Annotated in this window: 21 protein-coding genes and 1 pseudogene; 15 read left to right on the top strand and 7 right to left on the bottom strand. The window is 71.9% G+C overall.

Annotated elements, in window-relative coordinates; translation table 11 throughout:
* Positions 1–49: 49 nt before the first annotated feature.
* From ABGB14_RS20720 to ABGB14_RS20710, 3 genes and pseudogenes are all read left to right on the top strand, one after another.
* Positions 50–595 (top strand): FCD domain-containing protein, encoded by a 546-nt coding sequence (locus ABGB14_RS20720; protein WP_347645439.1) that lies wholly within the window; start codon positions 50–52, stop codon positions 593–595.
* On the top strand, positions 592–1,398 hold the full coding sequence (locus ABGB14_RS20715; RefSeq protein ID WP_347645438.1) for a TIM barrel protein: 807 nt from the start codon (positions 592–594) through the stop codon (positions 1,396–1,398). Before ABGB14_RS20720 ends, ABGB14_RS20715 begins: the two co-directional genes overlap by 4 nt.
* Positions 1,399–1,467: 69 nt before the next feature.
* Positions 1,468–2,355: pseudogene (locus tag ABGB14_RS20710) on the top strand (2-hydroxy-3-oxopropionate reductase); the annotation flags it as partial.
* A gap of 22 nt (positions 2,356–2,377) precedes the next feature.
* On the opposite strand, the gene ABGB14_RS20705 reads toward ABGB14_RS20710, so the two are convergent.
* From ABGB14_RS20705 to ABGB14_RS20695, 3 genes are all read right to left on the bottom strand, one after another.
* Entirely contained in the window at positions 2,378–3,028 is a 651-nt protein-coding gene (locus ABGB14_RS20705) for a helix-turn-helix domain-containing protein (RefSeq protein WP_347645437.1), read from the bottom strand.
* 182 nt (positions 3,029–3,210) lie between these two features.
* Complete coding sequence (locus ABGB14_RS20700) at positions 3,211–5,226, bottom strand: CehA/McbA family metallohydrolase (protein WP_347645436.1); 2,016 nt, start codon at positions 5,224–5,226, stop codon at positions 3,211–3,213.
* Positions 5,227–5,297: 71 nt separating this feature from the next.
* Entirely contained in the window at positions 5,298–5,582 is a 285-nt protein-coding gene (locus ABGB14_RS20695; protein ID WP_132595371.1) for a HesB/YadR/YfhF-family protein, read from the bottom strand.
* Between the two features lie 126 nt (positions 5,583–5,708).
* Here ABGB14_RS20695 and ABGB14_RS20690 point away from each other — a divergent pair, with 126 nt between their 5' ends.
* From ABGB14_RS20690 to ABGB14_RS20635, 12 genes are all read left to right on the top strand, one after another.
* Positions 5,709–6,365: an endonuclease gene (locus ABGB14_RS20690; RefSeq protein WP_347645435.1), complete on the top strand. Its 657-nt coding sequence runs from the start codon at positions 5,709–5,711 to the stop codon at positions 6,363–6,365.
* 97 nt (positions 6,366–6,462) lie between these two features.
* The gene (locus ABGB14_RS20685) at positions 6,463–7,236 is read left to right on the top strand and encodes an enoyl-CoA hydratase-related protein (protein ID WP_347645434.1); all 774 of its coding nucleotides are present in this window, start codon (positions 6,463–6,465) and stop codon (positions 7,234–7,236) included.
* A 110-nt stretch (positions 7,237–7,346) separates the two neighbouring features.
* Positions 7,347–7,769 carry a hypothetical protein gene (locus ABGB14_RS20680; protein ID WP_347645433.1) on the top strand — a complete coding sequence of 141 codons (423 nt, stop codon included), beginning with the start codon at positions 7,347–7,349 and terminating at the stop codon, positions 7,767–7,769.
* Positions 7,760–8,965: a DUF6395 domain-containing protein gene (locus ABGB14_RS20675; RefSeq protein ID WP_347645432.1), complete on the top strand. Its 1,206-nt coding sequence runs from the start codon at positions 7,760–7,762 to the stop codon at positions 8,963–8,965. Before ABGB14_RS20680 ends, ABGB14_RS20675 begins: the two co-directional genes overlap by 10 nt.
* Positions 8,966–9,003: 38 nt before the next feature.
* On the top strand, positions 9,004–9,846 hold the full coding sequence (locus ABGB14_RS20670; RefSeq protein ID WP_347645431.1) for a M55 family metallopeptidase: 843 nt from the start codon (positions 9,004–9,006) through the stop codon (positions 9,844–9,846).
* Positions 9,847–9,900: 54 nt separating this feature from the next.
* Positions 9,901–11,451 (top strand): FAD-dependent oxidoreductase, encoded by a 1,551-nt coding sequence (locus tag ABGB14_RS20665; protein WP_347645430.1) that lies wholly within the window; start codon positions 9,901–9,903, stop codon positions 11,449–11,451.
* A gap of 60 nt (positions 11,452–11,511) precedes the next feature.
* Positions 11,512–12,024, top strand: a complete 513-nt coding sequence (locus ABGB14_RS20660; RefSeq protein ID WP_347645429.1) for a YbaK/EbsC family protein — start codon at positions 11,512–11,514, stop codon at positions 12,022–12,024.
* A 131-nt stretch (positions 12,025–12,155) separates the two neighbouring features.
* A complete protein-coding gene (locus tag ABGB14_RS20655) occupies positions 12,156–14,162 on the top strand; it encodes a protein kinase (protein WP_347645428.1) in 2,007 nt (668 codons plus the stop codon).
* Between the two features lie 16 nt (positions 14,163–14,178).
* Positions 14,179–15,969: a protein kinase gene (locus tag ABGB14_RS20650; RefSeq protein ID WP_347645427.1), complete on the top strand. Its 1,791-nt coding sequence runs from the start codon at positions 14,179–14,181 to the stop codon at positions 15,967–15,969.
* Positions 15,970–16,004: 35 nt separating this feature from the next.
* A complete protein-coding gene (locus ABGB14_RS20645) occupies positions 16,005–17,219 on the top strand; it encodes a serine/threonine-protein kinase (protein ID WP_347645426.1) in 1,215 nt (404 codons plus the stop codon).
* 250 nt (positions 17,220–17,469) lie between these two features.
* Positions 17,470–18,249 (top strand): electron transfer flavoprotein subunit beta/FixA family protein, encoded by a 780-nt coding sequence (locus tag ABGB14_RS20640; protein ID WP_347645425.1) that lies wholly within the window; start codon positions 17,470–17,472, stop codon positions 18,247–18,249.
* 21 nt (positions 18,250–18,270) lie between these two features.
* A complete protein-coding gene (locus tag ABGB14_RS20635) occupies positions 18,271–19,224 on the top strand; it encodes an electron transfer flavoprotein subunit alpha/FixB family protein (RefSeq protein WP_347645424.1) in 954 nt (317 codons plus the stop codon).
* A gap of 50 nt (positions 19,225–19,274) precedes the next feature.
* On the opposite strand, the gene ABGB14_RS20630 is transcribed toward ABGB14_RS20635, so the two are convergent.
* From ABGB14_RS20630 to ABGB14_RS20615, 4 genes are read right to left on the bottom strand one after another with little or no spacing between them, the layout of a single operon-like run.
* Positions 19,275–20,798 carry an ATP-binding protein gene (locus ABGB14_RS20630; protein WP_347645423.1) on the bottom strand — a complete coding sequence of 508 codons (1,524 nt, stop codon included), beginning with the start codon at positions 20,796–20,798 and terminating at the stop codon, positions 19,275–19,277.
* Positions 20,795–21,496 carry a response regulator transcription factor gene (locus tag ABGB14_RS20625; RefSeq protein ID WP_347645422.1) on the bottom strand — a complete coding sequence of 234 codons (702 nt, stop codon included), beginning with the start codon at positions 21,494–21,496 and terminating at the stop codon, positions 20,795–20,797. Before ABGB14_RS20625 ends, ABGB14_RS20630 begins: the two co-directional genes overlap by 4 nt.
* A gap of 25 nt (positions 21,497–21,521) precedes the next feature.
* Positions 21,522–22,286 (bottom strand): hypothetical protein, encoded by a 765-nt coding sequence (locus tag ABGB14_RS20620; RefSeq protein WP_347645421.1) that lies wholly within the window; start codon positions 22,284–22,286, stop codon positions 21,522–21,524.
* Positions 22,283–23,182: an ATP-binding cassette domain-containing protein gene (locus ABGB14_RS20615; protein WP_347645420.1), complete on the bottom strand. Its 900-nt coding sequence runs from the start codon at positions 23,180–23,182 to the stop codon at positions 22,283–22,285. The genes ABGB14_RS20620 and ABGB14_RS20615 overlap by 4 nt, the downstream gene beginning before the upstream one ends.
* Positions 23,183–23,226: the final 44 nt, after the last annotated feature.

Below are 23,226 nucleotides of genomic sequence, written 5' to 3'. Positions count from 1 at the left end.
CAGCTTTTCTCTCGGACCGTCGTCTCTGACGGAAGCGCTTTACGAGTCCGTGCGCAAGCGCATCGTCGACGGCGAGATCGCGCCGGGGGAGAAGCTCACCGAGACCCGCGTCGCCGGCGAAGTCCCCAAGCTCGACGAGGACGACATCCGCGACCTCTACCTCAGCCGCGAGACCGTCGAGCGCGCGGCGGTCGCGGCGCTCGCCCGCACCGCCACCGTGCCGCAGGCCGCCGCCCGCGCGCAGGCGGCGATGAAGGCGGCGGCCGGCGACATGGCCTTCGCCGGCCAGGTGGAGGCCGACATCGCGTTCCACTCCGCGCTGGTCGCGGCCGTGGGCAGCCGGCGGCTGTCGCGCATGCACGAGGTGATCCTCGGCGAGGTGCACCTGACGATGGGCCAGTTCCAGGCCCACAGGACCACGCACCCGACGAACGTGGTGCACGAGCACGACGACATCCTCAAGGCGATCGGCGACGGAGACCCCGAGCGGGCCCAGCAGCGCCTCGCCCGCCATCTCGACCAGGCCCAGGGCCGCCTGCTCGGCCAGTTGCGCCGCGAGCGGCCGGAAGAGGCCACCGCGCAGGAGCTCATGTGACCAGATGGACCGTCAACTGCTCGATCCTCTACACCGGCCTGCCCCTGCTCGACCGCCCGGCCGCGGCGGCCGCCGACGGGTTCACGGCGGTGGAGTTCTGGTGGCCGTGGCCGCAGGCCGTGCCCGCCGACCGTGACGTGGACACGTTCGTACGCGCCGTCGAGGACGCGGGCGTGCACCTGACCGGGCTCAACTTCTTCGCCGGCGACATGGTGGCAGGGGACCGCGGCCTCGTGTCGTGGCCGGAGCGCTCCCGCGAGCTGCTCGACAACATCCCTGTGGTGGCGGCCATCGGCGAGCGGCTCGGCTGCCGGGCCTTCAACGCCCTCTACGGCAACCGCGTCGAAGGGATCGACGCGAAGGAGCAGGACGACCTGGCCGTGGAGATGCTGGCGGCCTGCGCGCGCGGCGTCGACGGCACCGTGCTGGTCGAGCCGGTCAGCGGCGCGCCGCGCTATCCCCTGCTGACGGCCGCCGACGCGGTGGCCGTGCTCGACCGGCTCGGTGACGTGCCCGGCGTTGGGCTGCTGGCCGACTTCTACCACCTGGCCGTCAACGGCGACGACGTGCCCGCCGTCATCGAGCGGCACGCCGCGCGCATCGCCCACGTGCAGATCGCCGACGCCCCCGGCAGGGGGGCGCCGGGTGAGGGTGCGCTGCCGCTCCGGCCGTGGATCTCTGACGTGTACGCAGCCGGATATGACGGATATATCGGCCTGGAATACCGCTCCGACGGGCCCGGCGCCTTTGACTGGCTCCCACGCCAGGAGCGAGCCGCCGCCCCCGGGGGACCGGCGCGATAGAGACCCGCGCGACAGGAACCCGCGCGAGACCCGCGCGGCAGGGATCGGCGCGAGAGCAACCGACGGGAGAGGAACGACGTGAGCACCATCGCCTTCATCGGCCTCGGCATCATGGGCAGCCCCATGGCCGTGCACCTGGTCAGGGCCGGGCACACCGTGGCCGGCTACAACCGCTCGCCCGAGAAGACCAAGGCCCTGACCGAGGCGGGCGGGCGCGCGGCCGCCTCGATCGCCGACGCCGTGACGGGGGCCGACGTGGTCGCCCTCATGGTGCCCGACTCTCCCGACGTGCAGGCCGTGCTGACCGGGGATGACGGCGTGTTCGCGCACGCCGCGCCCGGCACGCTGGTCATCGACTTCTCCTCGATCCGGCCCGACGTCACCCGCGAGCTGGCCGGAGAGGCGGCCGCCCGCGGCCTGCGCTATCTCGACGCCCCCGTCTCCGGAGGCGAGGCGGGCGCCAGGAACGCAGCCCTGTCGATCATGGTGGGCGGCGAGAGCGACGCCTTCGCGGCGGCCGGGCCGATCTTCGACGCGGTCGGCAGGACCGTCGTGCACGTCGGCCCGAGCGGCGCGGGACAGACGGTCAAGGCGGCGAACCAGCTCATCGTCGCCGCGAACATCGAGGCGCTGGCCGAGGCGGTCGTGTTCCTGAAGGCGTACGGAGTGGATCTGGAGGCGGCGCTGGACGTGCTGGGCGGCGGCCTGGCGGGTTCGGCGGTGCTGGCCCAGAAGCGCGGCAACATGCTGGACCACGCGTTCGAGCCCGGCTTCCGCATCGCCCTGCACCACAAGGACATGGGGATCGTCACGTCGGCGGCCCGCGAGGCCGGGGTGGTGCTGCCGCTCGGCGCGCTGGTCGCCCAGCTCGTGGCCGCTGCCAACGCGTCGGGCGACGGAACGCTCGACCACTCCGCGCTGCTCCGGGGCGTCGAACGCCTCTCCGGCGACCTGTAGGGCCACGGGCTGCCGGCGTGGCTCAGCTTTCGCGTTCGGCGGTGAAGCGCCGGATCAGCTCTTCGGACGTCAGCGGCTCCTCGGGCGGGGAGGGCGCCGGGTGGGCGCGCATGCCGGCGAGCGCCAGCCGCACCGCGCGCTCCCGCAGCTCGCCGCCCAGGGCGGCGGGCAGGGTGGGCAGCCCGCGGACGAGCAGCCCGACGACCCCCATGACGTCCCCCGTGCCGACGTCGGTGCGCAGCGCCCCCTCGTCGTGGGCGGCGCTCACGATCTGGTCGAGGACCTCCAGCAGGCGGCCGCGGCCCTCGTTGATCTCGGGCGTGCCCGCCACGCGGTGCACCTGCGCCCCCGCCACGGAGATGAGCAGGTCGAGCCGCAGTTCGGCGCAGCCGCGTACGAACCGGCTGAGCGCGTCCCACGCCCAGGTCTCCTCCTCGCGCGCCTTCTGCGCGAGCGCGATCATGCGTTCGAGGGCGTCGGCCAGCACGGCGTGGATGAGGCTGTCGCGGTCGGGGAAGTGCCGGTAGAGCGTGCCCGCCCCCACGCCGGCGAGCCGCGCGACCTCGTCCATCGTGGCGCCGGTGCCCTGCTCGGCGAACACCTCCCTGGCCGTGTCGATGATCAGATCCCGGTTGCGTTGTGCGTCCGCTCTCAGTTGGCCCGGCGCGCGCATATCGGCTGGCCGCCTCTCGTGTGCTGGAGATCGCTTGACGTGGCTCTCCACAGCAGCATAACGGCTGGAAAGCGGAGAAAATCTCTTCACTTATAAGGTTCGGGCTCCGCTTCCCCTGCGTCCCCGGCACCGACTTCACGGGCACCGTCACCGGGCAAGTACGTCGTCTCGATGCCGGACGCTCAGGCCAGCCTCCCGCGGTAGACCTTCCTGGCCCGCGCGTACACCTCCAGGTGCTCGCCGAGCTGCTCCTCGGTCTCGAACGTGCCGGACTCGCGCAGCAGCTCCTCCAGCCGGTCCAGCCACGCCAGGCACCACCGCACGTCCGCCTCCCTGGCCACGGGAGAGCCCGCGACGTTCACGTACACCGGGCTGGTGTGCGCGTGGACGCCGCTCCGGTGCAGGGTGCGCGGATGCGGCGGGCCGGTGGCGACGGCGACCACGTACGTCGGCTCGTCCGCGACCAGCGTCGCGGTCAGCCGCCCCGGCCGGCCCTGCGCCAGCACGCCCTCGGCGGTGCGGATCTCCAGCCGCTCGACCTCGGGACCGACCGAGGTGAGCACGATCTCCGCCCGCTGCCCTGGCGCCAGGTCCAGCGTGTCGCCAGGCCCGTGCCCGTTGACGGAGAGCTCCAGCCACGGCCCGGTGGTGGCGAACGTGCGGCCGAGCAGGATCGCCTCCGCGTACGACTCGGCGGTCAGCGGGCCGGCGACGTTGGCGTACACCCGCTCCCATCCGGGCGGGCTCGACGCGGTCCCGCGGCGGCAGAACGACAACACTGCGTCCGTTCCGGCCGTGACCGCGATCCTGTTGCCCGCGCCGATGAGCCGCCGGTAGACGGCCGCGGTGCCGGTGATCGAGGAGTGGTTGAGCACGTCCAGGGCGTCGATCAGGCCGAGCGCCGCGTCCGCGACGATCTCCCTGGCCGAGCAGTCGCGCCCGCGGTCAAGCACCACGCCGGGCGGATCGTCCTCGCCGAACGCCATGTGGAACGGATGCCCGTACCCGATCACCCCGCCGAGCGCCCGCAGCTCCTCGCACGCCATGGCGTTGGGCGGCCAGTCGGCCGTGCCCTGGAAGCCCGTGTGACAACGCTGCGGCGGCTGCCGGAGCCCGAACGCGGTGAGGTGCCCGACCAGGTCGCTGCGGTATTCGACGCCGATCCTGGCCAGGTGCCTGTCGTCCGACCACGGCAGGTCCTCGCCCGCCCAGTGCGCCAGCGCCTCCAGGTCGTAGACCCGCTCGCTGGCCACGTTGCCCGCCACGAGGTTGAGCACGTGCAGGTCCTCGCCGTGCTGCGCGGCCGCGGCCAGTTCGGGCGCGGCGGGCTCCTCGCCCATCCAGTTGAGGTGCACGTGCAGGTCGCCGCCGTACCAGCCGCGGGCAGCGGCGTCGTAGAGCCGCTCGGGGGCCAGCTCGACGAGCGTCTCCGCGCCCGCCTCCGGCGTGATCACGACCTCGGCCGACGAGTACTCCATCCCCCTGGCCACCGCCACCGTGAGCGGCTCGGCGGGCACCGCGACCACGAGATCGTCGCCATGGAAGTACGGTCTGCGCAGGGCGTCGACCTTGCGGGGAGCGCCCTCGGGATACCAGCCCTGGCCGTTCGCGCCCGTCACGCTCCACCGGCACGGAAACCCCGCCCGCACCCTGACCGCGGCCGGCGCCGCCCTGCGGCACAGCGGGGCCAGATCCACCGGCCGGCCGTCGGCGGTGACGGACCCGCCGGCCGCGACCACCCTGGCGCCGCGTGGCGGCACCTCGTACGCGGTGCCGTCCACCACGACGGTGACGGGCTCGTCCCTGCTGGAGTCGAGGAGCAGCGACGTGCGGAACGGCTGGTCGTCCAGCACGACCTGCGTGACCGCTTCGAGCGTGACGCCTTCGGGGGCGAGCCGCAGCGCGGCGAGATTGTCCACCACGTCGCCGCCGAGCGCGTCGCGCACCACCCGGTCGGCGTCGACCCCGCCGAGGAGGTCTTCGAGCTGATCCTGGGGGACCTCGGGATGGCGCTCGGCGAGCTGGCGCAGCCCGGCGCCCCAGAAGTCGTACCGGTTGTCGAGGAAGACGGTGGTCCAGGCCTGGACGACGTATGTGAGAGGCGGCTCGCCCCAGCAGACACCGTGCGCGTCACGCAGCGCGCGGTAGCCGGCCAGCGCGCGAGCCACCGGTTGGGGGAGCAGCGGATCGTCACTCATCGGACACCCCCTGAATCGGACGCGTCGTCATCGTGACATGAATCGGCCGCCACGTCCCCTGCGATGCACGGTCAGGCGCGCCGACCGAGGCTGAACGTCGGCTGCCCCGGAACGCTCTGCTGGGCGTCCAGCGCCTTGTCGTCCAGGATCGGCGCCGCGTCCTCCGACACGAAGACGCGCACGTCTCCCTTCTCCACGACCTGGTCGCCCGCGTACGGCGTGCTCACCAGGGTGACTTCGAGTGTGCCCGCCTCGTCGGTCTTCGGGGCGATGCGCAGCCCGGCGTCGGCGGGCACGTCCTCCCCGACCATGAGGTCGCGGATGGCTTCAACGGCGTTGTCTGTCAGTGTCAGCACAACAGACTCCATTTCGCTCGGGAAACCTTCGCCTCCCCTCCGGCCCTTGCCCCAAACCCGGGCCGGCCTCCGCCGCGAACCCGGTGGCCCGGCATGCCCGTAGGGGTCGCGGGTAGCGGGACACTCATGACCAAGACCGACAAAGCCGTCATGGACGTGCTGCTCGACCGGTACGGTCGCACGTTCGCGAACGAGGCCGGGATCAAGCTGGCCGACCAGCCGAAACCGCTCTACCAGCTGCTCGTCCTGGCCACCCTGCTCAGCGCGCGGATCTCGGCGGACGTGGCGGTGGGGGCCGCCCGGGAGCTGTTCGCGGCCGGGTACGCCACCCCGAAGGCCATGCGGGAGGCGACCTGGCAGGACCGGGTGGACGCGCTGGGCCGCGGCCACTACCGCCGCTACGACGAGCGCACCGCCACCATGCTGGGCCGGGGGGCCGAACTGCTCCTCGACCGGTGGAAGGGCGATCTGCGCCGCCTGCGCGACGAGGCGGGCGGCGATCCGCGCAGCACCGCCGGGCTGCTGATGGAGTTCCCCGGCATCGGGCCGACCGGCGCGGACATCTTCCTGCGCGAGGTCCAGGCCGTCTGGCCCCAGGTCGCGCCGCACCTGGACAAGAAGGTGCTGGACGGCGCGGCCAACGTCGGCCTGCCCCGCCAGGAGCGCTCGCTGGCCCGGCTGGCCCGCTCCGGCGACGAACTGGCCCGCCTGTCCGCCGCCCTCGTACGGGTGTCCCGCAGCAAGCGGACCGCCGAGGAGGTGAAGTCCGCCGCGGCCCGCTGACGGCGCGGCCTGACGGTGAGTGCTGACGGTGAGTGCTGACGGGGGGCGTGCGGGACGGCGGCGGCCCGCTGACGATCTGCTCTGTTAGGTTCGACGTATGGGTGAGTTTGTGAGCGTCGAGGTGGCCGACCAGATCGCCACGATCCGTCTTGACCGTCCGAAGATGAACGCCCTCAACGGCCAGGTCCAGCAGGAGATCGGCGAGGCCGCCGGCCTCGTCGACGCCGACCCTCAGGTGCAGGCGGTGATCATCTACGGAGGCGAGAAGGTCTTCGCGGCGGGCGCGGACATCAAAGAGATGGCCGACATGTCCTATGCCGACATGTCTACCCATTCCCGTACGCTTCAGGACTGCTTCACCGCGGTCACCCGCATCGGCAAGCCGGTCATCGCCGCCATCACCGGTTACGCCCTGGGCGGCGGCTGCGAGCTCGCCCTCTGCGCTGACTTCCGGGTCGCGGGAGAGTCGGCCAAGCTGGGGCAGCCCGAGATCCTGCTCGGCATCATCCCCGGCGCGGGCGGCACCCAGCGCCTGCCCCGCCTGGTCGGCCCGGCCCGGGCGAAAGATCTGATCTTCACGGGCCGCCACGTGCCCGCCTCCGAGGCCCTCGTGATGGGCCTGGTCGACCGGGTGGTCCCGGACGAGCAGGTCTACACCGCCGCCCTCGAATGGGCCGCCACCTTCGTGGGCGGTCCCACGATCGCGCTCCGCGCCGCCAAGCAGGCCGTTGACCAAGGGCTGGAGGTCGACCTCGACACCGGCCTCGAGATCGAGCGGCTGCAGTTCTCCGGACTCTTCGCCACCGACGACGCCAAGATCGGCATGCGCGCGTTCGCCGAGAAGTCCAAGCCCAAATTCACCGGGCAATAGCGCTCTTCTGGACATGTCACCGCAAACTGGACGGAGCTTTCGGGGGGCTCTGATAACCCCTCGGTTGCTTCGTCCGTCCGGGCTGTGGATTGCCACTATCGTGGCGTTTCATGATGCGCGTTCCCGTCCCTGTCCGGCTGCGCAAAGCCGTGCGTACGTGGTTCGACTCCCGTTACATCTCCATCGCCGATCATCGCCAGGACATCAGGGACGCGCTCTGGGAGGTCCAGACCCTGCGGCGCGAGATGGCGACCCTCCAGGGCGAGGTCGAGCGGCTGCGGAACGCGCGCCCGCCGTCGGCCGGCGGCGGCACGGTCGACAGCAAGATCGACAAGCTCGGCGGCAAGGCCGACGACGCCCACCGGCTCGCCCAGGAGACGGCCAAGGCGCTGGACGGCGTGCTGCAGAACGAGGTCCTCGTCTGGCAGGCCATCGACGACCTGCGTACCCGCCTGCCCGGGGGAGACGCCCGCGCGGCGGACCGGGCGGACGAGCCGGCACGGGGGCGTTCCGAGGAGCAGCCGTGCGCGTGACCTGGACCGGCGCGGAGCTGACGTTCCGCCTCGACCCGGACGACGAGATCACCGGCAAGGCGTCCGACGAGCACCCCATCAAGCTCGCCACCAACTCCTGCTCCGTCGGAGGCGTCCCCGACGACGCCCACCCCGACCTCTTCGCCCTCGCCGCCTGGACGGTCGTGGCGCCGTGGACCCGCCGGCGCGTCTCCTTCGACCGGGCCGTGTCGGCGGAGCTGGCCGAGGCCCTGCACGCCGGCTGGGGGATCGAGGCGGGCCCCGTGGGGGCGGAGCCGCGCCGGCCGGGGGCCAGGCTCGCGATCTCGTACAGCGGCGGCGCGGACTCCGTCGCGGCGGCCGCCATGTATCCGGAGGCGCCGTTCGTGCACTTCCGGCGCGTGCCGCACCGGCGGGTCCCCAACCGCTGGCCCCACTACCGGTCCGACGTGCTGGCCAGGCTCGCCGAGCGGACGGGCCGCGAGCTGTCCACGGCCACCTCCGACCTGGAGTACACCCTCGCCGAGCCGCGTCCCGGCTATCCGGAGCACCACGCGGTGGCGGTGGGCGCGCTGCTCCTGGCCGACCAGCTGAACCTCGGCGGCCTGGCCTTCGGCTATGAACTCGGTTCACGCTGGCTCGGCGGGGATCGCTACGTGTTGCGCTACACGCCGGACAACCCCATGTGGGCGCCGAACGGCAGATGGGGCAAATTATTCGCGGCGGCGGGCGTGCACATCGTGCTGCCCGTGGGGGGCGTGAGCGAGGCGGTCACCATGCGCCTGGCCCTCGACTCCGATCTGAAGAAGTACGTGCGCTGGTGCCTGCGCGGCACCGACGGGCCGTGCCGTAACTGCGGCAAGTGCCTCTACAAGGAGCTCATCCAGGCCGCCGTCGAGCGCCGGCCGCTCGACACCCCCATGACCGCCAGGCACCGCGCCGCACAGCCGTGGCTCAAGAAGCCGCCCTACGGCGGCCAGGAGATGGTCGAGTACGGGCTGGCGCGCGTCCCCGGGATCGAGCACACCCTCTTCGCCGGGGTGCTCGACTACTTCGACGCCACGGAGGAGTCCACGAGCTGGCTGGACCACTGCTACCCGCCGGCCCTCGACGAGATCCCTGCCCCGTGGCGGCCCGAGGCGGCCGCGTACATCGAGGCGAACGTGGGGCTCATGACGGAGGATGAGGTGCGCCGGGTGGAGACTTGGGGCGCCTGAACACCGGGCGGGCTTGGAGCGATGAAGGAGCAGGGCACGTGAAGGTCTATCTGTCGGTGGACATGGAGGGCGTGACGGGGCTGACGGACCCCGAGGAGATGCACGCGGGCAAACGCGGCTACGAGCGCGGCTGCGAGCTGATGACCGCCGACGCCAACGCCGCCGTCGAGGGCGCGTTCGACGCCGGGGCGGCGAGCGTGCTGGTCAACGACGCCCACGGGTCCACCAAGAACCTCCGGATCGACCTGCTCGATCCCCGGGCCAGTCTCATCCGTGGACCGGGCAAGGCACAGCGGATGGCGCAGGGGCTCGACGGGTCGTTCCAGGCCGCCTGCTTCGTGGGCTACCACGCCCGCGCCGGCGTGCAGGACGGCGTGCTGAACCACACCTGGATGGGCAAGGAGATCCAGAACGTCCACCTCAACGGCGAGCTGTGCGGGGAGACCCGGCTCGTCGCCGCGTGCGCCGGGTTCCACGGGGTGCCGGTGGCGGTGGTGACGGGGGACGAGGCCGTCGGCGAGGAGGCACGCGCGCTGCTCGGCGACGTCGAGACGGTCGCGGTGAAGAAGGGGATCGACAAGTTCTCGGCCGAGCTGCTGCCGCCGAGCGTCGCCCAGGCAAGGATCCGTGAGGCCACGGCGCGGGCGCTCGGCAGGTTGAGCGACTTCACGCCGTATGAGGTGGCGGCGCCGTACACGCTTGGGGTGGAGTGGAACTCCACCGCCATCGCCGCCGCTGTGGCGCTCATCCCCGGTGTGAAGTCCGCGGGGTCGCGTCACACCGAGTTCACCACCGACGACTTCACCCAGATCATGGCGCTGTTCGGCATCTTCGCCACCATCGGCGGCCAGGTCGCCTGCGGCAGCGGACCGTACGGGTGACAGGGCGTGGGGATGACGGTGAACGCCCGGGACCGGGTGTAGGGGGCGGGTGACGTGGAAGGCGCGGCGCTGACCCGGCGCGGGCTGCTCGTCGGGATCGGCGCGGTGGGCGGCGCGGGCGCCATGTACGCGGCCATGGGCGCGTTGGGGCTGGCGCCCTCGGAGCAGTCCAAGGACTACGTGGCGCCCAGGCCGGGCGACTTCACCCTGCGCGGCAAGGGCACGGCCAGGGTCGTGATCATCGGCGCGGGGGTGGCGGGGCTGACGGCGGCGTACGAGCTGGGCAAGGCCGGTTACGACTGCACGCTGCTGGAGGCCAGGGAGAAGGCCGGCGGGCGGAACCTCACGCTGCGCGGCGGCGACCGCCTCAGCGAGCTGAACGGCCCGGCGCAGGAGGTGACGCTCGGCGAGGGCGTCTACTTCAACGCGGGCCCCGCCAGGATCGCGCCGTGGATGGTGACCCTCGACTACTGTCGCGAGCTGGGCATCCCGATCGAGACCTTCATCAACGACAACGCCGCCGCGTACGTGCACACCAACGGGCGGACGATGCGGGCACGGACCGCCCGAGCCGACATGTATGGATATGTCGCGGAAATGCTGGCGAAAGCCACAAATGTCGGTGCGCTGGATAAGGCCATCACCAAGGACGACCAGGAACGCCTGCTCGATTTCCTCAGAAGGTTCGGTGACCTGGGCCCGCGGCTGGAATATGAAGGCTCGTCGCGCCGCGGTTTCACGAAATTTCCGGCAATAGATGGTGGTGTCCTCCTGGACGCCCCCGGCTCCCTCCACGAGATCCTCGCCGCGGGCACCGGCCGCGCCATCACCAACAACTTCGGCTTCGACCAGGCCACCCCCATGTTCCAGCCCGTCGGCGGCATGGACGCGATCGTCACCAGGCTGGTGGAGGCGGTGGGCGAGGACAACATCACGACCGGCGCCAAGGTCACCAAGATCACCTCGCTGGACGACGGCGTCGAGGTCGTCTGGACCGGCGGCAGCGTCAAGGCCGACTACTGCATCGCCGCCCTCCCGCCGCACATCCTCGCCAAGATCCCGCACAATCTCGGAGCCCAGGTCACCACGGCGCTCAAGGCGCCCGTCCCGGTCGCCGCGGGAAAGATCGGCCTGGAGTACGGCCGGCGCTGGTGGGAGCTGGACGACCACATCTACGGCGGCGTGACGGAGACGGACCTCGACATCACCCACATCTGGTATCCGTCCCACGACTACCACGCCGAACGCGGCCTCCTGGTCGGCTACTACAACGCCGAGCGCGACGCCGAGCTGTACGGGGCCCTCACCCCCGACGACCGCAGGCGCAGGGCGCTCACCCAGGGCAAGAAGATCCACGGCGAGAAGTACCGCCAGAACCTCCTGTCCAGCGTCTCCATCGCGTGGGAGCGTCAGGAGCACATCCAGGGCGGCTGGGTGCGCTGGCCGTCCTTTGATTCGTCCTTCACTTTTCTGCAACGCCCCGCCGGAAGGGTTTACTTCGCGGGCGACTGGCTCACCCATCTGATCGCCTGGCAGGCGGGGGCCATGGAGTCCGCCCGCGGCGCCGTCACGCTGCTGCACCAGCGGGTGCTGCAGTCCCCGTGACGTCGCACGCTGCTCCGACGCCCGGGTTAGGGTCCAAGGAGAAGCGATCGAGGAGATGGGATGAGCTTGCACTGGGTGCCCGCGACCGAACGGATCGACCTCCTGGCCGATCCGGTGGCGCGGGCCGTTCCGCACGTGGAGGATGCCGAGGTGGCCGAGATCGACCCCGATCTGGCCGACACGACGGCGTTCTGCGAGCGCTACGCCGTGCGCCTCGACGAGTCGGCCAACTGCGTGGTCGTGGCCGCCAGACGAGGCGGTGAGATCCGCTACGCCGCATGCATGGTGCTCGCGACGATGCGGGCGGACGTGAACGGCGTCGTGCGCAGGCATCTCGACGCCAGGAAGGCGAGTTTCGCGCCGATGGCCGACGCGGTCGAGCTGACCGGCATGGAATACGGCGGCATCACGCCACTGGGGCTGCCGGATGACTGGCCGATCCTCGTGGACACGCACGTCGCGGAGCACCCGAGGGTGGTGATCGGAAGCGGTGTGCGCAGGTCGAAGCTGGCCGTCTCCGGGGCAGGGCTGGCCGGGCTGAAGGGGGCCGAGGTTCTCTCGCTGGCCGGCTGACAGAAACCGAAGCCGATTCGAGACCGTTGGATGGGAAACCGATGAGCCCTTTCCGGACGTTGTACGAGTGGGAATGTGGCCTCATGGTTCATCTCGTGGGCGGTGACTAAGCCGATATGGTGCTTCATGCCATGAACGATGACCGACTTGGCCCTTACCGGTTGCTCAGGCGGCTCGGTGAAGGCGGGATGGGCGTTGTCCACCTCGCCGCCGACCCGCAGGGGCGCCAGGTGGCGGTCAAGGTCCTGCGCGGGGAGGTCGCCGGCGACGAGGTCGCCAGGCGGCGGCTTTCGCGCGAGGTCGAGACCATGCGCAGGGTGCGGAGCAACTACATCGCCGAGGTGCTCGACGCCGACGTGACCGGGCGTCGCCCCTACATCGTCACCCGCTACGTGCCCGGCCGTCCCCTCGACGAGATCGTCAAGGACGACGGGCCGCTCGACCTGCCCGCGCTGGTCAAGGTCGCGCACGGGGTGGCCTCGGCGCTGGCCGTCGTGCACTCGGTGGGGGTGATCCACCGCGACCTCAAGCCGGGCAACGTGCTGATCCTCGACGGCGAGCCCGTGCTGATCGACTTCGGCATCGCGCAGGCGGTCGACGCGACCCGGCTGACGCAGACCGGCATGTTCATCGGCACCCCCGGCTATCTCGCGCCAGAGATCATCGAGGGCCAGGAGGCCGGCCCCGAGGTCGACATCCACGCGTGGGCGGGCACGCTGCTGTACGCCGCGACCGGCCAGCCGCCCTTCGGCAAGGGCACGCTGGAGATGGTCTTCTACAACATCACGGCGGGCAAGGCCGACATCAGCGCGGCCCCGGCGACGTTGCAGCCGCTGCTCAAGGCGGCTTTCCAGCGCAATCCGGCCAAGCGCCCCAAGGCGGCCGACCTGGCCGAGCAGACCGCCAGGATGATGCCCCAGCCGCCGCGGGGCGGCGCGCCCGACGAGCTGTCCACCGTGCCGCGGCCCGGCACGTCGCCGGCCGGCCTTCCGGTCCCGCGGCCCGCGGCCGACAAGCCGCCCCACGACGTGTCCACGCCGCCGGTGACGCCGCGGCGGCTGCTCGAGAGCCAGGACCACCCGGTCACCCCGCCACCGCAGGATCAGCAGTACGTCTCGCTCCTGCCCAACCAGCCCGACCCCTGGCCGACCCGCAGGGTGTCGCCGGAGGAGCTGCGCAGGATCCAGCGTGAGAGCGGGGCGTCGCAGCCCTGGCAGGCGCAGCCGGGCGCCCACAACGCGCCGCCGGGCGAGGCCGACGTGCCCACCAGGCGGGTGCGGCCCGACTCTCCCGAGTTTCGCAGGCTCGCCGCCGGCTCGCCCGCCGACGCCAGGCCCGGTACGGGTCCCGCTGGAGGGCCCGCTGGAGGGCCCAGCGGAGCGGCAGGTCCTGGCCGGTCCGGGCCCGGCCACGACTACGCCAGGCCGGCGCCGACGCCGGCGCAGCCGCCGCCCTACATCCCGGCGCAGCAGCACTACCAGCCCGGCCCCACGAAGCGTGAGCCCTTCATCCCGGCCGTGTCCCCTGGCAACGTGCTGCAGCGTTCCAGGGCCTACGGCGTGGCGAGCGCCATGCTGCTCGTCCTCATGATCGTGGCGGCCGTGCTCGCGCCCGTGCTGGTGGCGGTCCTCGCGATCCCGGTCGCGGTGTTGCTGCGGGCGGCCGACCTGGCGCAGCCCGCGCTGATGGCGCGCCGTGCCGCGGGCGCGGCGGCGCTCGACGTCGTCAGGGTGCTCTCCTACCCCAAAGAACTCGCCAAATCGGCGGGCATCACGCTCGCTCTGCTGCTTTATGCCGTCATCCTGGGATTGCCGGTGACGTTGTTGCTCACCGTGGTCGCCAGGATGGAACCGTCCTACGCCCTGGCGTGGGGCGCCGCGATCGCCCTGTGGACCGTCTGCGCGGGTCCGGGGGTGGAAGGGCCAGGCAGGCAGATGCGCAGAACGCTCTCATCGCTCGTACCCTCGAGAACAGCGGCGATGGTGATGGCCGGAGTGCTCGCGGCAGGCGCCGCGCTCTCGCTGATCCTCGCTTACGGCACGTTCGGGGACAAGCCAAGGGGGGCCGTATGGACTCCGCTGAACGTCGATCCAGTGGTCAAGCAGCTCGAAAGTCTGAGGGGGAATTCAGGAGGATGACGCGGGGAAGGTGGCGATGAACACCCAGGCACCAGAGCGCCTCGGCCCTTACCGGCTGGTCAGGAAGATCGGCGAAGGCGGGATGGGGGTCGTCCACCTCGGTCTCGACGGTGACGGCCGCGAGGTCGCGATCAAGGTGCTCCATCCGCACGTGGCCGCCGACCTCAAGGCACGCGACCGGCTGACCCGCGAGGTCGAGACCATGCGCCGGGTGCGCAGCCCGCACGTGGCCGAGGTGATCGACGCCGAACTCGTCGGCGGCCAGCCCTATGTCGTCACCCGCTTCGCGCCCGGCCGCACGCTGGAGGACACCGTCCTGGCCGAGGGCCCCCTGGAGGCACGCGACCTCATCAGGCTCGCCCAGGGGCTGTGCAGGGCGCTGGTGGCCATCCACGCGGCCGACGTGATCCACCGCGACTTCAAGCCGTCCAACGTGATGCTCGTCGACGGCGAGCCGCTGGTCATCGACTTCGGCATCGCCCACCTGGTGAACGCCACCAGGCTCACCCAGACCGGCATGTTCGTCGGCACGCCCGGCTATCTCGCGCCCGAGATCATCCGCGACTCCGAGATCACCCAGGCGGCCGACGTGCACGCGATGGCCTCGACGGTGTTCTTCGCCGCGACGGGGGCGCCGCCTTTCGGCACGGGCACGTTCGAGGCGGTCTGCTTCAACATCATGGAAGGGCGGGCGCAGATCGACAAGGCGCCCGCGTGGCTGCGCGGCTGGCTCACCCGCGCGCTGCAGGTCGACCCGTCAGCCCGGCCCGACGCGCACGAGCTGCTGCGGATGGCCAAGGCGCTCGACCCGTCGGTGACCGCGTTCAACGAAGCCTCGTTCGACGGCCCCACGGGCACCAAGCGCATGGGCGACCGCACCCGGACCATGGACACGTTCTCCGATCTGCTGCCGCCGGTCGACTACGGCGCGCCACCGGTGCCCCAGCGGCGTGAGGAGGCGCCGCCACGGCGTGACGAGCGGCCACCGCCCTACGTGCCCGCGCCGGTCTCGGCCAGGCCCCCCGTGCCGCGTGCCGACCAGCACGTGGCGGGCTACGCCGCGCCACGGCCCACCGCTCCGGCGCAGGCCAGGCCCTACACGCCGCCGCCCGAGCCGCGGAAGTACACCCCGCCGTCCGAGCGGAAGAAATATCTTTTCGGCAGCCAGTTCGTGGGGCTGCTCATGCTCGTCACCCTGGTGGCGCTGACCGTGATGATGCCGGTCATGGTGGGCGCGATCGCCGTGGCGATCGTGCTGGTGCTGCGCATCGGCGAATACCTCTTCGGCGACCTGGTCAAGCGGCGCCAGGTGCGGGGGAGCAGCGCGGCCGACCCGTGGCTCGTGGTGGTGGGAACGCCGTGGGCGCTGGTCAAGTCCGCGCTCGTGTCGGCGGTGCACGTGCCGCTGGCGCTGCTGTTCGGCGTGTGCGTCTGGGGGCTGCTCCACTGGGTCGGCCAGATGAGCGTCAACGTGGCGGCGTCGTACGCCGCGGGCGCGTTCGCGGCGGGCCTGTTCGTGTTGCCCGGCGGCGGCGCGCCGCGCAAGGCCGTCACCCGCACGCTCACCGGCGTGCTGCGCAGCCCGGGAGCCGCGCTGGTCGCGGTCGTGCTGATGGGCACGGCGGCGTTGTTCGCGGTGATGTTCGCGCTGGGCCAGGACGCGGTGTGGACACCGTGGCGGGCGCCGGAGACCGTGATCGAGGACCTGGCGAGCGACGCCAGGCAGACCACGGTCGGCCTGATCACCGGGATGATCGACAGCTTGCTCGACGGGCTCGGGCTGGGGTTCCTGACTCCCTGGAACTGAGTGTCCCCGCGGGCTCTCGAGGGGAGAGAAGAAGTATGGGCGACAGGCTCGGTCCGTATGAGCTCCTCTCCCGGCTCGGGGCCGGTGGGTTCGGCGAGGTGCACCTCGCGCTCGACGCGGAGGGCCGCACGGTCGCCGTCAAGGTGCTGCATCCGCATGTCGCGGCCGACGGCGGCGCGCTGGCCAGGCTCGCGCGCGAGGTGGAGACCATGCGCAGGGTCGGCGGGCCGCACGTGGCCGAGGTGCTGGACGCCTCCCTTGAGGGCGCCCGCCCCTACCTGGTGACCCGCTACGTCCAGGGCAGGCCGCTCAGCGCGGTGCCCGTGCCCGTCGCCGACCTCCGCCGGCTGGCCTGCGGGCTGGCCGACGCGCTGCTCGCCATGCACGAGTCGGGCGTGGTGCACCGCGATCTCAAACCGGCCAACGTGATGATGGCCGAAGGCGAGCCGGTCGTCATCGACTTCGGCATTGCCAGCGCCCTCGACTCGTTGTCCGTCACGGCCTCGGGCGCGGTGGTGGGCACGCCCGGCTACCTCGCTCCCGAGGTGCTGGAGGGCAAGAACGCGGGCCCTGAGGCCGACGTGTTCTCCTTCGGGGCGACGCTGGCCTACGCGGCGACCGGGCGGCAGCCGTACGGGCAGGGCCCCGCGTCGGCGGTCGCCTACCGGGTCGTGCACCACGAGCCCGACCTGGAGGGCGTGCCCGGCTGGCTGGAGCCGCTGTTAGCGGAGTGCCTGTCCACCGATCCCGCTGCGCGGCCGACGGCCGCGCAGATCTGTGCCAGGCTCGACGTGGCGCCCGTCTCCCACGTGCCCCGTGCCTTCGCCCAGCCCGCACGCCCGCGTTCGGACGCCGACGACACGAGCACGAGGGAGTGGCGGCCGGGCAAGGAGCGCCGCCCGCGCTCGGTGGAGGAGTCGAGGGCGCGGCACAGGGAGAAGGTGCGCAGGCGGTGGGTGATCGGTTCCGGGCTGTTCGTGGGGCTGCTGGCCGCCGGCGCCCAGGAGACGCTGCCCGAGGTGGCGCTCTTCCTGCTGGCCGCGTACGCGCTGGGTGTGGTGTCCGACGCCGGGGTGGCGCTCTTCTCGCGCGCCCTCTACCGGCGCCGCCGCGTCGTCACGGATATGGTCAGTGTGGCGGGCACGGTCGGGCTCTGTTTCGGGCTGGCGGCGGTGTTCAGCACGTTCACCCTGGCCTTGTTCGCGGGCACGGCCCTGGTGGTGGGGATCGTGTTCCTGCTGTCGGCGTGATCCCCGCCGCGAAGGGGTGGGAGGCAGCAACAGAATGAAGTTCGGTATGGTGGTGCCGGCGGGACCCTTCCGCCGGCCGCCCCCACCCGGGCGGTTGCACACCGACTACTCATGGGTAACATAACGCCAGACCATGGCACACCCTCTGTCGGGAGCCCGGCGGGCACCTGGCAGTCTGGACAGCATTGCATTCGGCGCCCACCGCAGCGAGGCGGTGGCGCACGCGAACACGGGAGGTCGGCCACCGGCCATGAACATCGTCGTCTGCGTGAAGCAGGTCCCCGACACGGCGACCGAGCGCAAGCTGCGGTCCGATGACAACACGCTCGACCGCGACGCCGCCGACGGCGTGGTCAACGAGCTCGACGAATACGCGGTCGAGGAGGCACTGAAGCTCAAGGAAGCCCACGGTGGCGAGGTGACCGTGCTCACCATGGGCCCCGGCAAGGCCACCGAGACCATCCGCAAGGCGCTGGCCATGGGAGCCGACAAGGCCGTCCACCTCAGCGACGACGCGCTCCACGGCTCCGACGCGCTGTCCACGTCGTACGCGATGGCGCAGGCGCTCAACAAGATCGGTTTCGATGTCGTCGTCCTGGGCTCCGAGTCCACCGACGCGCGCACCGGCGTGCTCGCCGCCATGCTGGCGGAGCGCCTCGGCGTGGCGCAGCTGACGCTGGCCAACAAGGTCGACGTCGACGGCACGTCGATCACGATCCAGCGCCTCACCGACTACGGCTACGACCGGGTCGAGGCCACGCTGCCGGCCGTCGTGTCCGTGGTCGAGAAGATCAACGAGCCGCGCTACCCGTCGTTCAAGGGCATCATGGCGGCCAAGAAGAAGCCGGTCGAGACGCTGGCCATCGCCGACGCCTCCATCGATCCCTCCCAGGTCGGCCTGGCCGCCGCCTGGTCCGAGGTCGTCGACTTCGCCGCCGCGCCGCCGCGCGCCGCCGGCACGATCGTCAAGGACGAGGGCGACGGCGGCGCGAAGGCCGCCGAGTTCCTGGCCTCCAAGAAGTTCATCTGAGCACGGGAGAGAACACCTGATATGTCGGAAATTCTCGTTCTCGTCGAGCAGGTCGAAGGCGAGGTCAAGAAGGTCACGCTGGAGCTGCTGACCCTGGCCCGCTCGCTGGGCACCCCCGCGGCCGTCTGGGCGGGCCCGGGCATCACGCCCGAGGCCAAGGCCAGGCTCGCCGAATACGGCGCGGAGACGATCTACGTCGCAGGTTCGAGCGACATCGTCGACCACGTGGTGGCGCCCAAGGCCGAACTGCTGGCCCAGCTCGTGTCCGCCAAGTCGCCCGCCGCCGTGCTCGTGGCCGCCACGGCCGAAGGCAAGGAGGTCGTCGGCCGGCTGGCCGTCAAGACCGACTCCGGCGTCATCACCGACGCCGTGGGCCTGGGCGAGGGCTTCGTGGCCGACCAGTCCATCTTCGGCGGCGGCGTCAACGTGCACTCCCGGGTGCGCAGGGGCACGCCCATCGTCGCCGTACGCCCCAACTCCACCGCTCCCGAGGCCGCCCAGGGCGCCGGAGCCGAGGAGGAGGTGGCGGTCGCGCTGACCGACGCCGCCAGATCGGCCCGCGTCGTCGAGCGGGTCAAGCAGGAGAAGGGCGCCAGGCCCGAGCTGACGGAGGCCGCGATCGTCGTCTCCGGCGGGCGCGGCGTGGGCTCGGCCGAGAACTTCTCGGTCATCGAGGGCCTGGCCGACGCGCTCGGCGCCGCCGTCGGCGCCTCCCGCGCAGCCACCGACGCCGGCTGGTACCCGCACCAGTTCCAGGTGGGGCAGACGGGCAAGACGGTGTCGCCGCAGCTCTACATCGCGGCCGGCATCTCGGGCGCGATCCAGCACCGGGCGGGCATGCAGACCGCGAAGACCATCGTCGCGATCAACAAGGACCCGGAGGCGCCGATCTTCGAGCTGGCCGACTACGGCGTCGTCGGCGACCTGCACCAGGTCGTCCCGCAGCTCACTGAAGAGGTCACCAAGCGCAAGTAGGGCTCAAGGGGGCGGCGCCGCGCGACGCGGCGCCGCCCCCTTTCGCGGGATCACCGCCCGCACAGGGCGGGGAGACGTACGTGGAAGGCCGCTCCCTCGCCGGGCGCGGAACGCACCTCCACGCGGCCTCCGTGGGCGCTGACGATGGAGCGGACGATGGCCAGCCCGAGCCCCGCCCCGCCGGTCGCCCGCGCCCGCGAGCCGTCCGCCCGGTAGAAGCGGTCGAACACCCGCTCCACCTCCTCGGCCGCCAGCCCGGGACCCTCGTCCGAGATGACCAGCACCGCCTCGACCCCGTGTGCGCCCGCCTCTGTGTCCGCCTCTGTGCCGACGCCGATCCTGACCGGCGTGCCCGGAGGCGTGTGGGTGACGGCGTTGCCGACGAGGTTGCTGACCACCTGCCGCAGCCGCGCCTCGTCGCCCAGCACGGGAGCGCTCGCCGCCGCCCCTCCGTCCGGCCCGGTGAAGGCGATGGGCCTGGACGGGTCGAGCGCGGCGAAGTCGTGCCGGGCGTCGGCGGCAAGGGTGCGCAGGTCCATCGGGGTGAGGTCGAGCGCGGGGCCGTCGGCCTCGTCGAGCCCGGCGAGCAGCAGCAGGTCCTCCACCAGCCGGGCCAGCCGTCCCGACTCGGCCTCGATGCGGGCCAGCGCCGGCCCGGCCTCCGTGCCGCCCATGCGGTACAACTCCGAGAAGCCCTTGATGCCGAACAGCGGGGTGCGCAGCTCGTGACTGACGTCCGCGACGAACCGGCGCATGCGGGCCTCGGAGTCCACCTTCGCCGCGACCCCCTGCTCGATCTGGGCGAGCATCGTGTTGAGCGAGCGCGCCAGCCGCCCGAGCTCCGTGTTCGGGGCGGCGGGCTCGGGAACGCGCCTGGTCAGGTCGCCGCCGGCGATGGCCGCCGCGGTCTCCTCCACGCGGCGCAGCGGGGCGAGCCCCGCCCTGGTCGCGAAGCCGCCCGCCAGCGCCAGCACGGCCAGCAACATCGACCCCCCGACCAGGCAGGCGAGCCTGACCCTGCCCACCGTCGCGTTCGTCTCGTCGAGCGACGCGGCCATCACGACGGTGGAGGAGCCGCCCCCACCCGCGGCGGCGTACGGCCGCACCACCACCCGCCACTCCGCGCCGTCCGCGCCGGCCACCGTGAACGGCTCGCCCGCGCGGGCCGTCGCGACGGCGGCGTTCAGCCGGGCCGGCCCGGGACCCCTCGCCTGGCCCAGCTTGCGGGTCACGGCGCCGTCGGCCGACAGGTAGACCGCGTAACCCGTCTCGGTCAGGTCGAGCTGCCCGAGACCCTTCAACATCAGATCGAGCCGCTCGATGCCCTGCTCAGCCAGGTCGGACCGCAAGAAGCCGAGCGGTGATCCGGCGAGCTCCCGCTGGATCGTGTCGACGTGGCCGGGCGGGATGGCGGAGATCACCAGACTGATAGGGACGAGCTGCGCGTCGACGCGGCCCAGAAGTTGCCGTCTCAGCTGCCCCACCACGATCGAGCTCATCGCCACCAGGCCGGCGACGAGCAGCGCGACCACGATGGCCAGCAGCCGGGCGCGTAACGACAGCCGCCCGATCATCGTTTCGGCTCGCGCAGCACGTAGCCGACGCCGTGCACGGTGTGGATCAGCTTCGGTCCGCCGGTGTCGAGCTTGCGGCGCAGGTAGCTGACATAGGTGTCGACGATGCTGGTGTCGCCGGCGAAGTCGTAGCGCCACACCTGCTGCAGGATCTCCGGTTTCGGCAGCACCCGCCCCGTGTTGAGCACCAGGTGGTGCAGCAGCCTGAACTCCGTCGGCGACAGGCGTACGGGCCGCCCCGCCCTGGTCACCTGGTGGCCGTCGGGATCCACTTCGAGATCGCCGACGACGAGGGTGCGGTCGTCGGCGATCACGCCCGTACGCCGGAGGATGGCTCTGATGCGGGCCAGCAACTCCTCCAGGTCGAACGGCTTGGTCACGTAGTCGTCGCCGCCCAGCCGGAGCCCGTTGATCTTGTCGGCCGCGGTGTCGCGGGCCGTCAGGAACAACACCGGCACGGGGCCGGGCCGGCCGCCGGCTCTGGGCAGGCCGCGTAACCTGCGGATGACCTCGAAGCCGTCCAGGTCGGGCAGCATCACGTCGAGCAGCACCAGGTCGGGCGGATCGCGCCTGGCCGCCTCCAGCGCCTGCGCGCCCGTCTCCGCCGAGGTCACGGTGAAACCGGCGAAGCGCAGCGTCGCCGACAACAACTCCTTGACCGTCGGCTCGTCGTCGACCACGAGCAGCCGTTCGCCCACGTGACGCACCTCCTACCGTCGCCGGTCAGGCATCGTGGCTCCTGAAGTGTACGAACGCCGCGGCCAGCATGGCCGCCACGAACCCGGCCGGCAGCCCGAACCCCGCCCACGCCGGCAACGGCGCCGTCCCCAGGGCAGCCCCGAAGGCGGCCGCGTTGGGCCAGTAGACGCTGAGGAAGCCGCTCACGAAGTCGGGCGCGACCGAGGCGAGCATGGGGAGCAGCAGGAAGGTGGTGCTGACGTTGACGGCGGGGGCCGTGCCGCGCAGCAGGAAACCCAGTGCCAGCCCGAACAACGCCAGGGCCGTCAGCACGAGCGGCCCGGTCAGCAACATCCGCAGCACCGCCGGCTGCCCCGGCGTCAGGTACGGCGCCCCGCCCGCAGCCAGCGTGCTCTGGCTGGTCACGTACATCAGCCACACCGCCGCCACGCTCACCGGCAACGTGGTCAGCACCGTCAGCCCCGCCTTGGCGGCGAGCAGGTGGCCGCGCCTGCCCACGGCGGCCAGGCTGGCCCGCATGGTGCCCGCTCCGTACTCCGACGAGGCGACCAGCACGCCCAGCGCCGCGATCAGCAGCTGCACGATGTACAGCCCGCGCATGCTCTGCTCCAGCGGCTCGAAGTCGAGCCGCTCCTGCGCCGTGGCCGCCGCGTAGTCCACGGCGGTGGCGTTGCCGAACAACCACCCGAGCGCCGCCGCGACGGCGACGCTCGCCGCCGCCAGCACCATCGTGGCCCTGATGCTGCTGAACTTCGTCCACTCCGCCCTGAGGATCCCGGCATCGATCATCGGGCCGCTCCGTACTCGACGCTGCCGCGGGTGAGCTCCATGAACGTGTCCTCGAGAGACACCCGCCGCTGGGTGAGCTCGAACAACGCCACGCCCTCCGCAGCCGCGAGACGGCCCACGTCGGGCGCGGTCATGCCGGTGACCAGCAGCTCGTCCTCGTCGCCCGGCTGCACGTGCGCCCCCGACAACTCCAGCCGCCGGGAGAAGGCGGCGGCCTCCGGCGTACGCACGAGCACGGTCGAGCCGGTCTCGGTGAACTCCCCGATCTCCCCCTCGGCGATGAGCCGGCCCTTCCCGATGATCACCAGCCGGTCGGCGGTCACCGCCATCTCGCTCATCAGGTGGCTGGAGACCAGCACCGTACGCCCCTCCGCGGCCAGAGCGCGGATCAGCGCGCGGATCCACCGGACCCCTTCGGGATCGAGGCCGTTGACCGGCTCGTCGAGCACCACCACCGGCGGGTCGCCGAGCAGCGCGGCGGCCAGGCCCAGCCGCTGGCTCATGCCCAGCGAGAACCCGCCCGCCTTCCTGCCCGCCACGTCGGCGAGCCCGACCAGGTCGAGCACCTCGGTGACCCGGCCGGCCGGGATGGAGTTGCTCTGCGCCAGATAGAGCAGGTGCTTGTACGGGGTGCGCTGCGGATGCACGGCCTGCGCCTCCAGCAGCGACCCGATCACGCGCAACGGGCTCGGCAGCTCGTGGTGCGGGCGGCCGTCGACCGTGGCCGAGCCCGACGTGGGCAGGTCGAGGCCGAGGATCATGCGCAGGGTCGTGGTCTTGCCCGCGCCGTTCGGACCGAGGAAACCGGTGACGAGGCCGGGCCGTACGGTGACGGTGAGATCGTCCACGGCGGCCACGTCACCGTAGCGTTTGGTCAGTGCGTTGAGCTGAATCATGCCACCCAGCCTGCGGTGCCTGGTTGGAGGCGTTCTGAGCGAAT

Source organism: Nonomuraea sp. B10E15 (assembly GCF_039871615.1).
Taxonomy (GTDB): Bacteria; Actinomycetota; Actinomycetes; order Streptosporangiales; family Streptosporangiaceae; genus Nonomuraea.
This window is presented reverse-complemented; position numbering and strand designations above follow the sequence as displayed.

Excerpts from the sequence above, each read along its gene's own strand:
- ABGB14_RS20635 (WP_347645424.1), top strand. The coding sequence starts at position 18,271 with ATGTCGGAAATTCTCGTTCTCGTCGAGCAGGTCGAAGGCGAGGTCAAG.
- ABGB14_RS20690 (WP_347645435.1), top strand. The coding sequence starts at position 5,709 with ATGACCAAGACCGACAAAGCCGTCATGGACGTGCTGCTCGACCGGTAC.
- ABGB14_RS20630 (WP_347645423.1), bottom strand. The coding sequence starts at position 20,798 with ATGATCGGGCGGCTGTCGTTACGCGCCCGGCTGCTGGCCATCGTGGTC.
- ABGB14_RS20705 (WP_347645437.1), bottom strand. The coding sequence starts at position 3,028 with ATGCGCGCGCCGGGCCAACTGAGAGCGGACGCACAACGCAACCGGGAT.
- ABGB14_RS20685 (WP_347645434.1), top strand. The coding sequence starts at position 6,463 with ATGGGTGAGTTTGTGAGCGTCGAGGTGGCCGACCAGATCGCCACGATC.
- ABGB14_RS20615 (WP_347645420.1), bottom strand. The coding sequence starts at position 23,182 with ATGATTCAGCTCAACGCACTGACCAAACGCTACGGTGACGTGGCCGCC.
- ABGB14_RS20700 (WP_347645436.1), bottom strand. The coding sequence starts at position 5,226 with ATGAGTGACGATCCGCTGCTCCCCCAACCGGTGGCTCGCGCGCTGGCC.
- ABGB14_RS20640 (WP_347645425.1), top strand. The coding sequence starts at position 17,470 with ATGAACATCGTCGTCTGCGTGAAGCAGGTCCCCGACACGGCGACCGAG.
- ABGB14_RS20680 (WP_347645433.1), top strand. The coding sequence starts at position 7,347 with ATGATGCGCGTTCCCGTCCCTGTCCGGCTGCGCAAAGCCGTGCGTACG.
- ABGB14_RS20655 (WP_347645428.1), top strand. The coding sequence starts at position 12,156 with ATGAACGATGACCGACTTGGCCCTTACCGGTTGCTCAGGCGGCTCGGT.
- ABGB14_RS20645 (WP_347645426.1), top strand. The coding sequence starts at position 16,005 with ATGGGCGACAGGCTCGGTCCGTATGAGCTCCTCTCCCGGCTCGGGGCC.
- ABGB14_RS20650 (WP_347645427.1), top strand. The coding sequence starts at position 14,179 with ATGAACACCCAGGCACCAGAGCGCCTCGGCCCTTACCGGCTGGTCAGG.
- ABGB14_RS20620 (WP_347645421.1), bottom strand. The coding sequence starts at position 22,286 with ATGATCGATGCCGGGATCCTCAGGGCGGAGTGGACGAAGTTCAGCAGC.
- ABGB14_RS20660 (WP_347645429.1), top strand. The coding sequence starts at position 11,512 with ATGAGCTTGCACTGGGTGCCCGCGACCGAACGGATCGACCTCCTGGCC.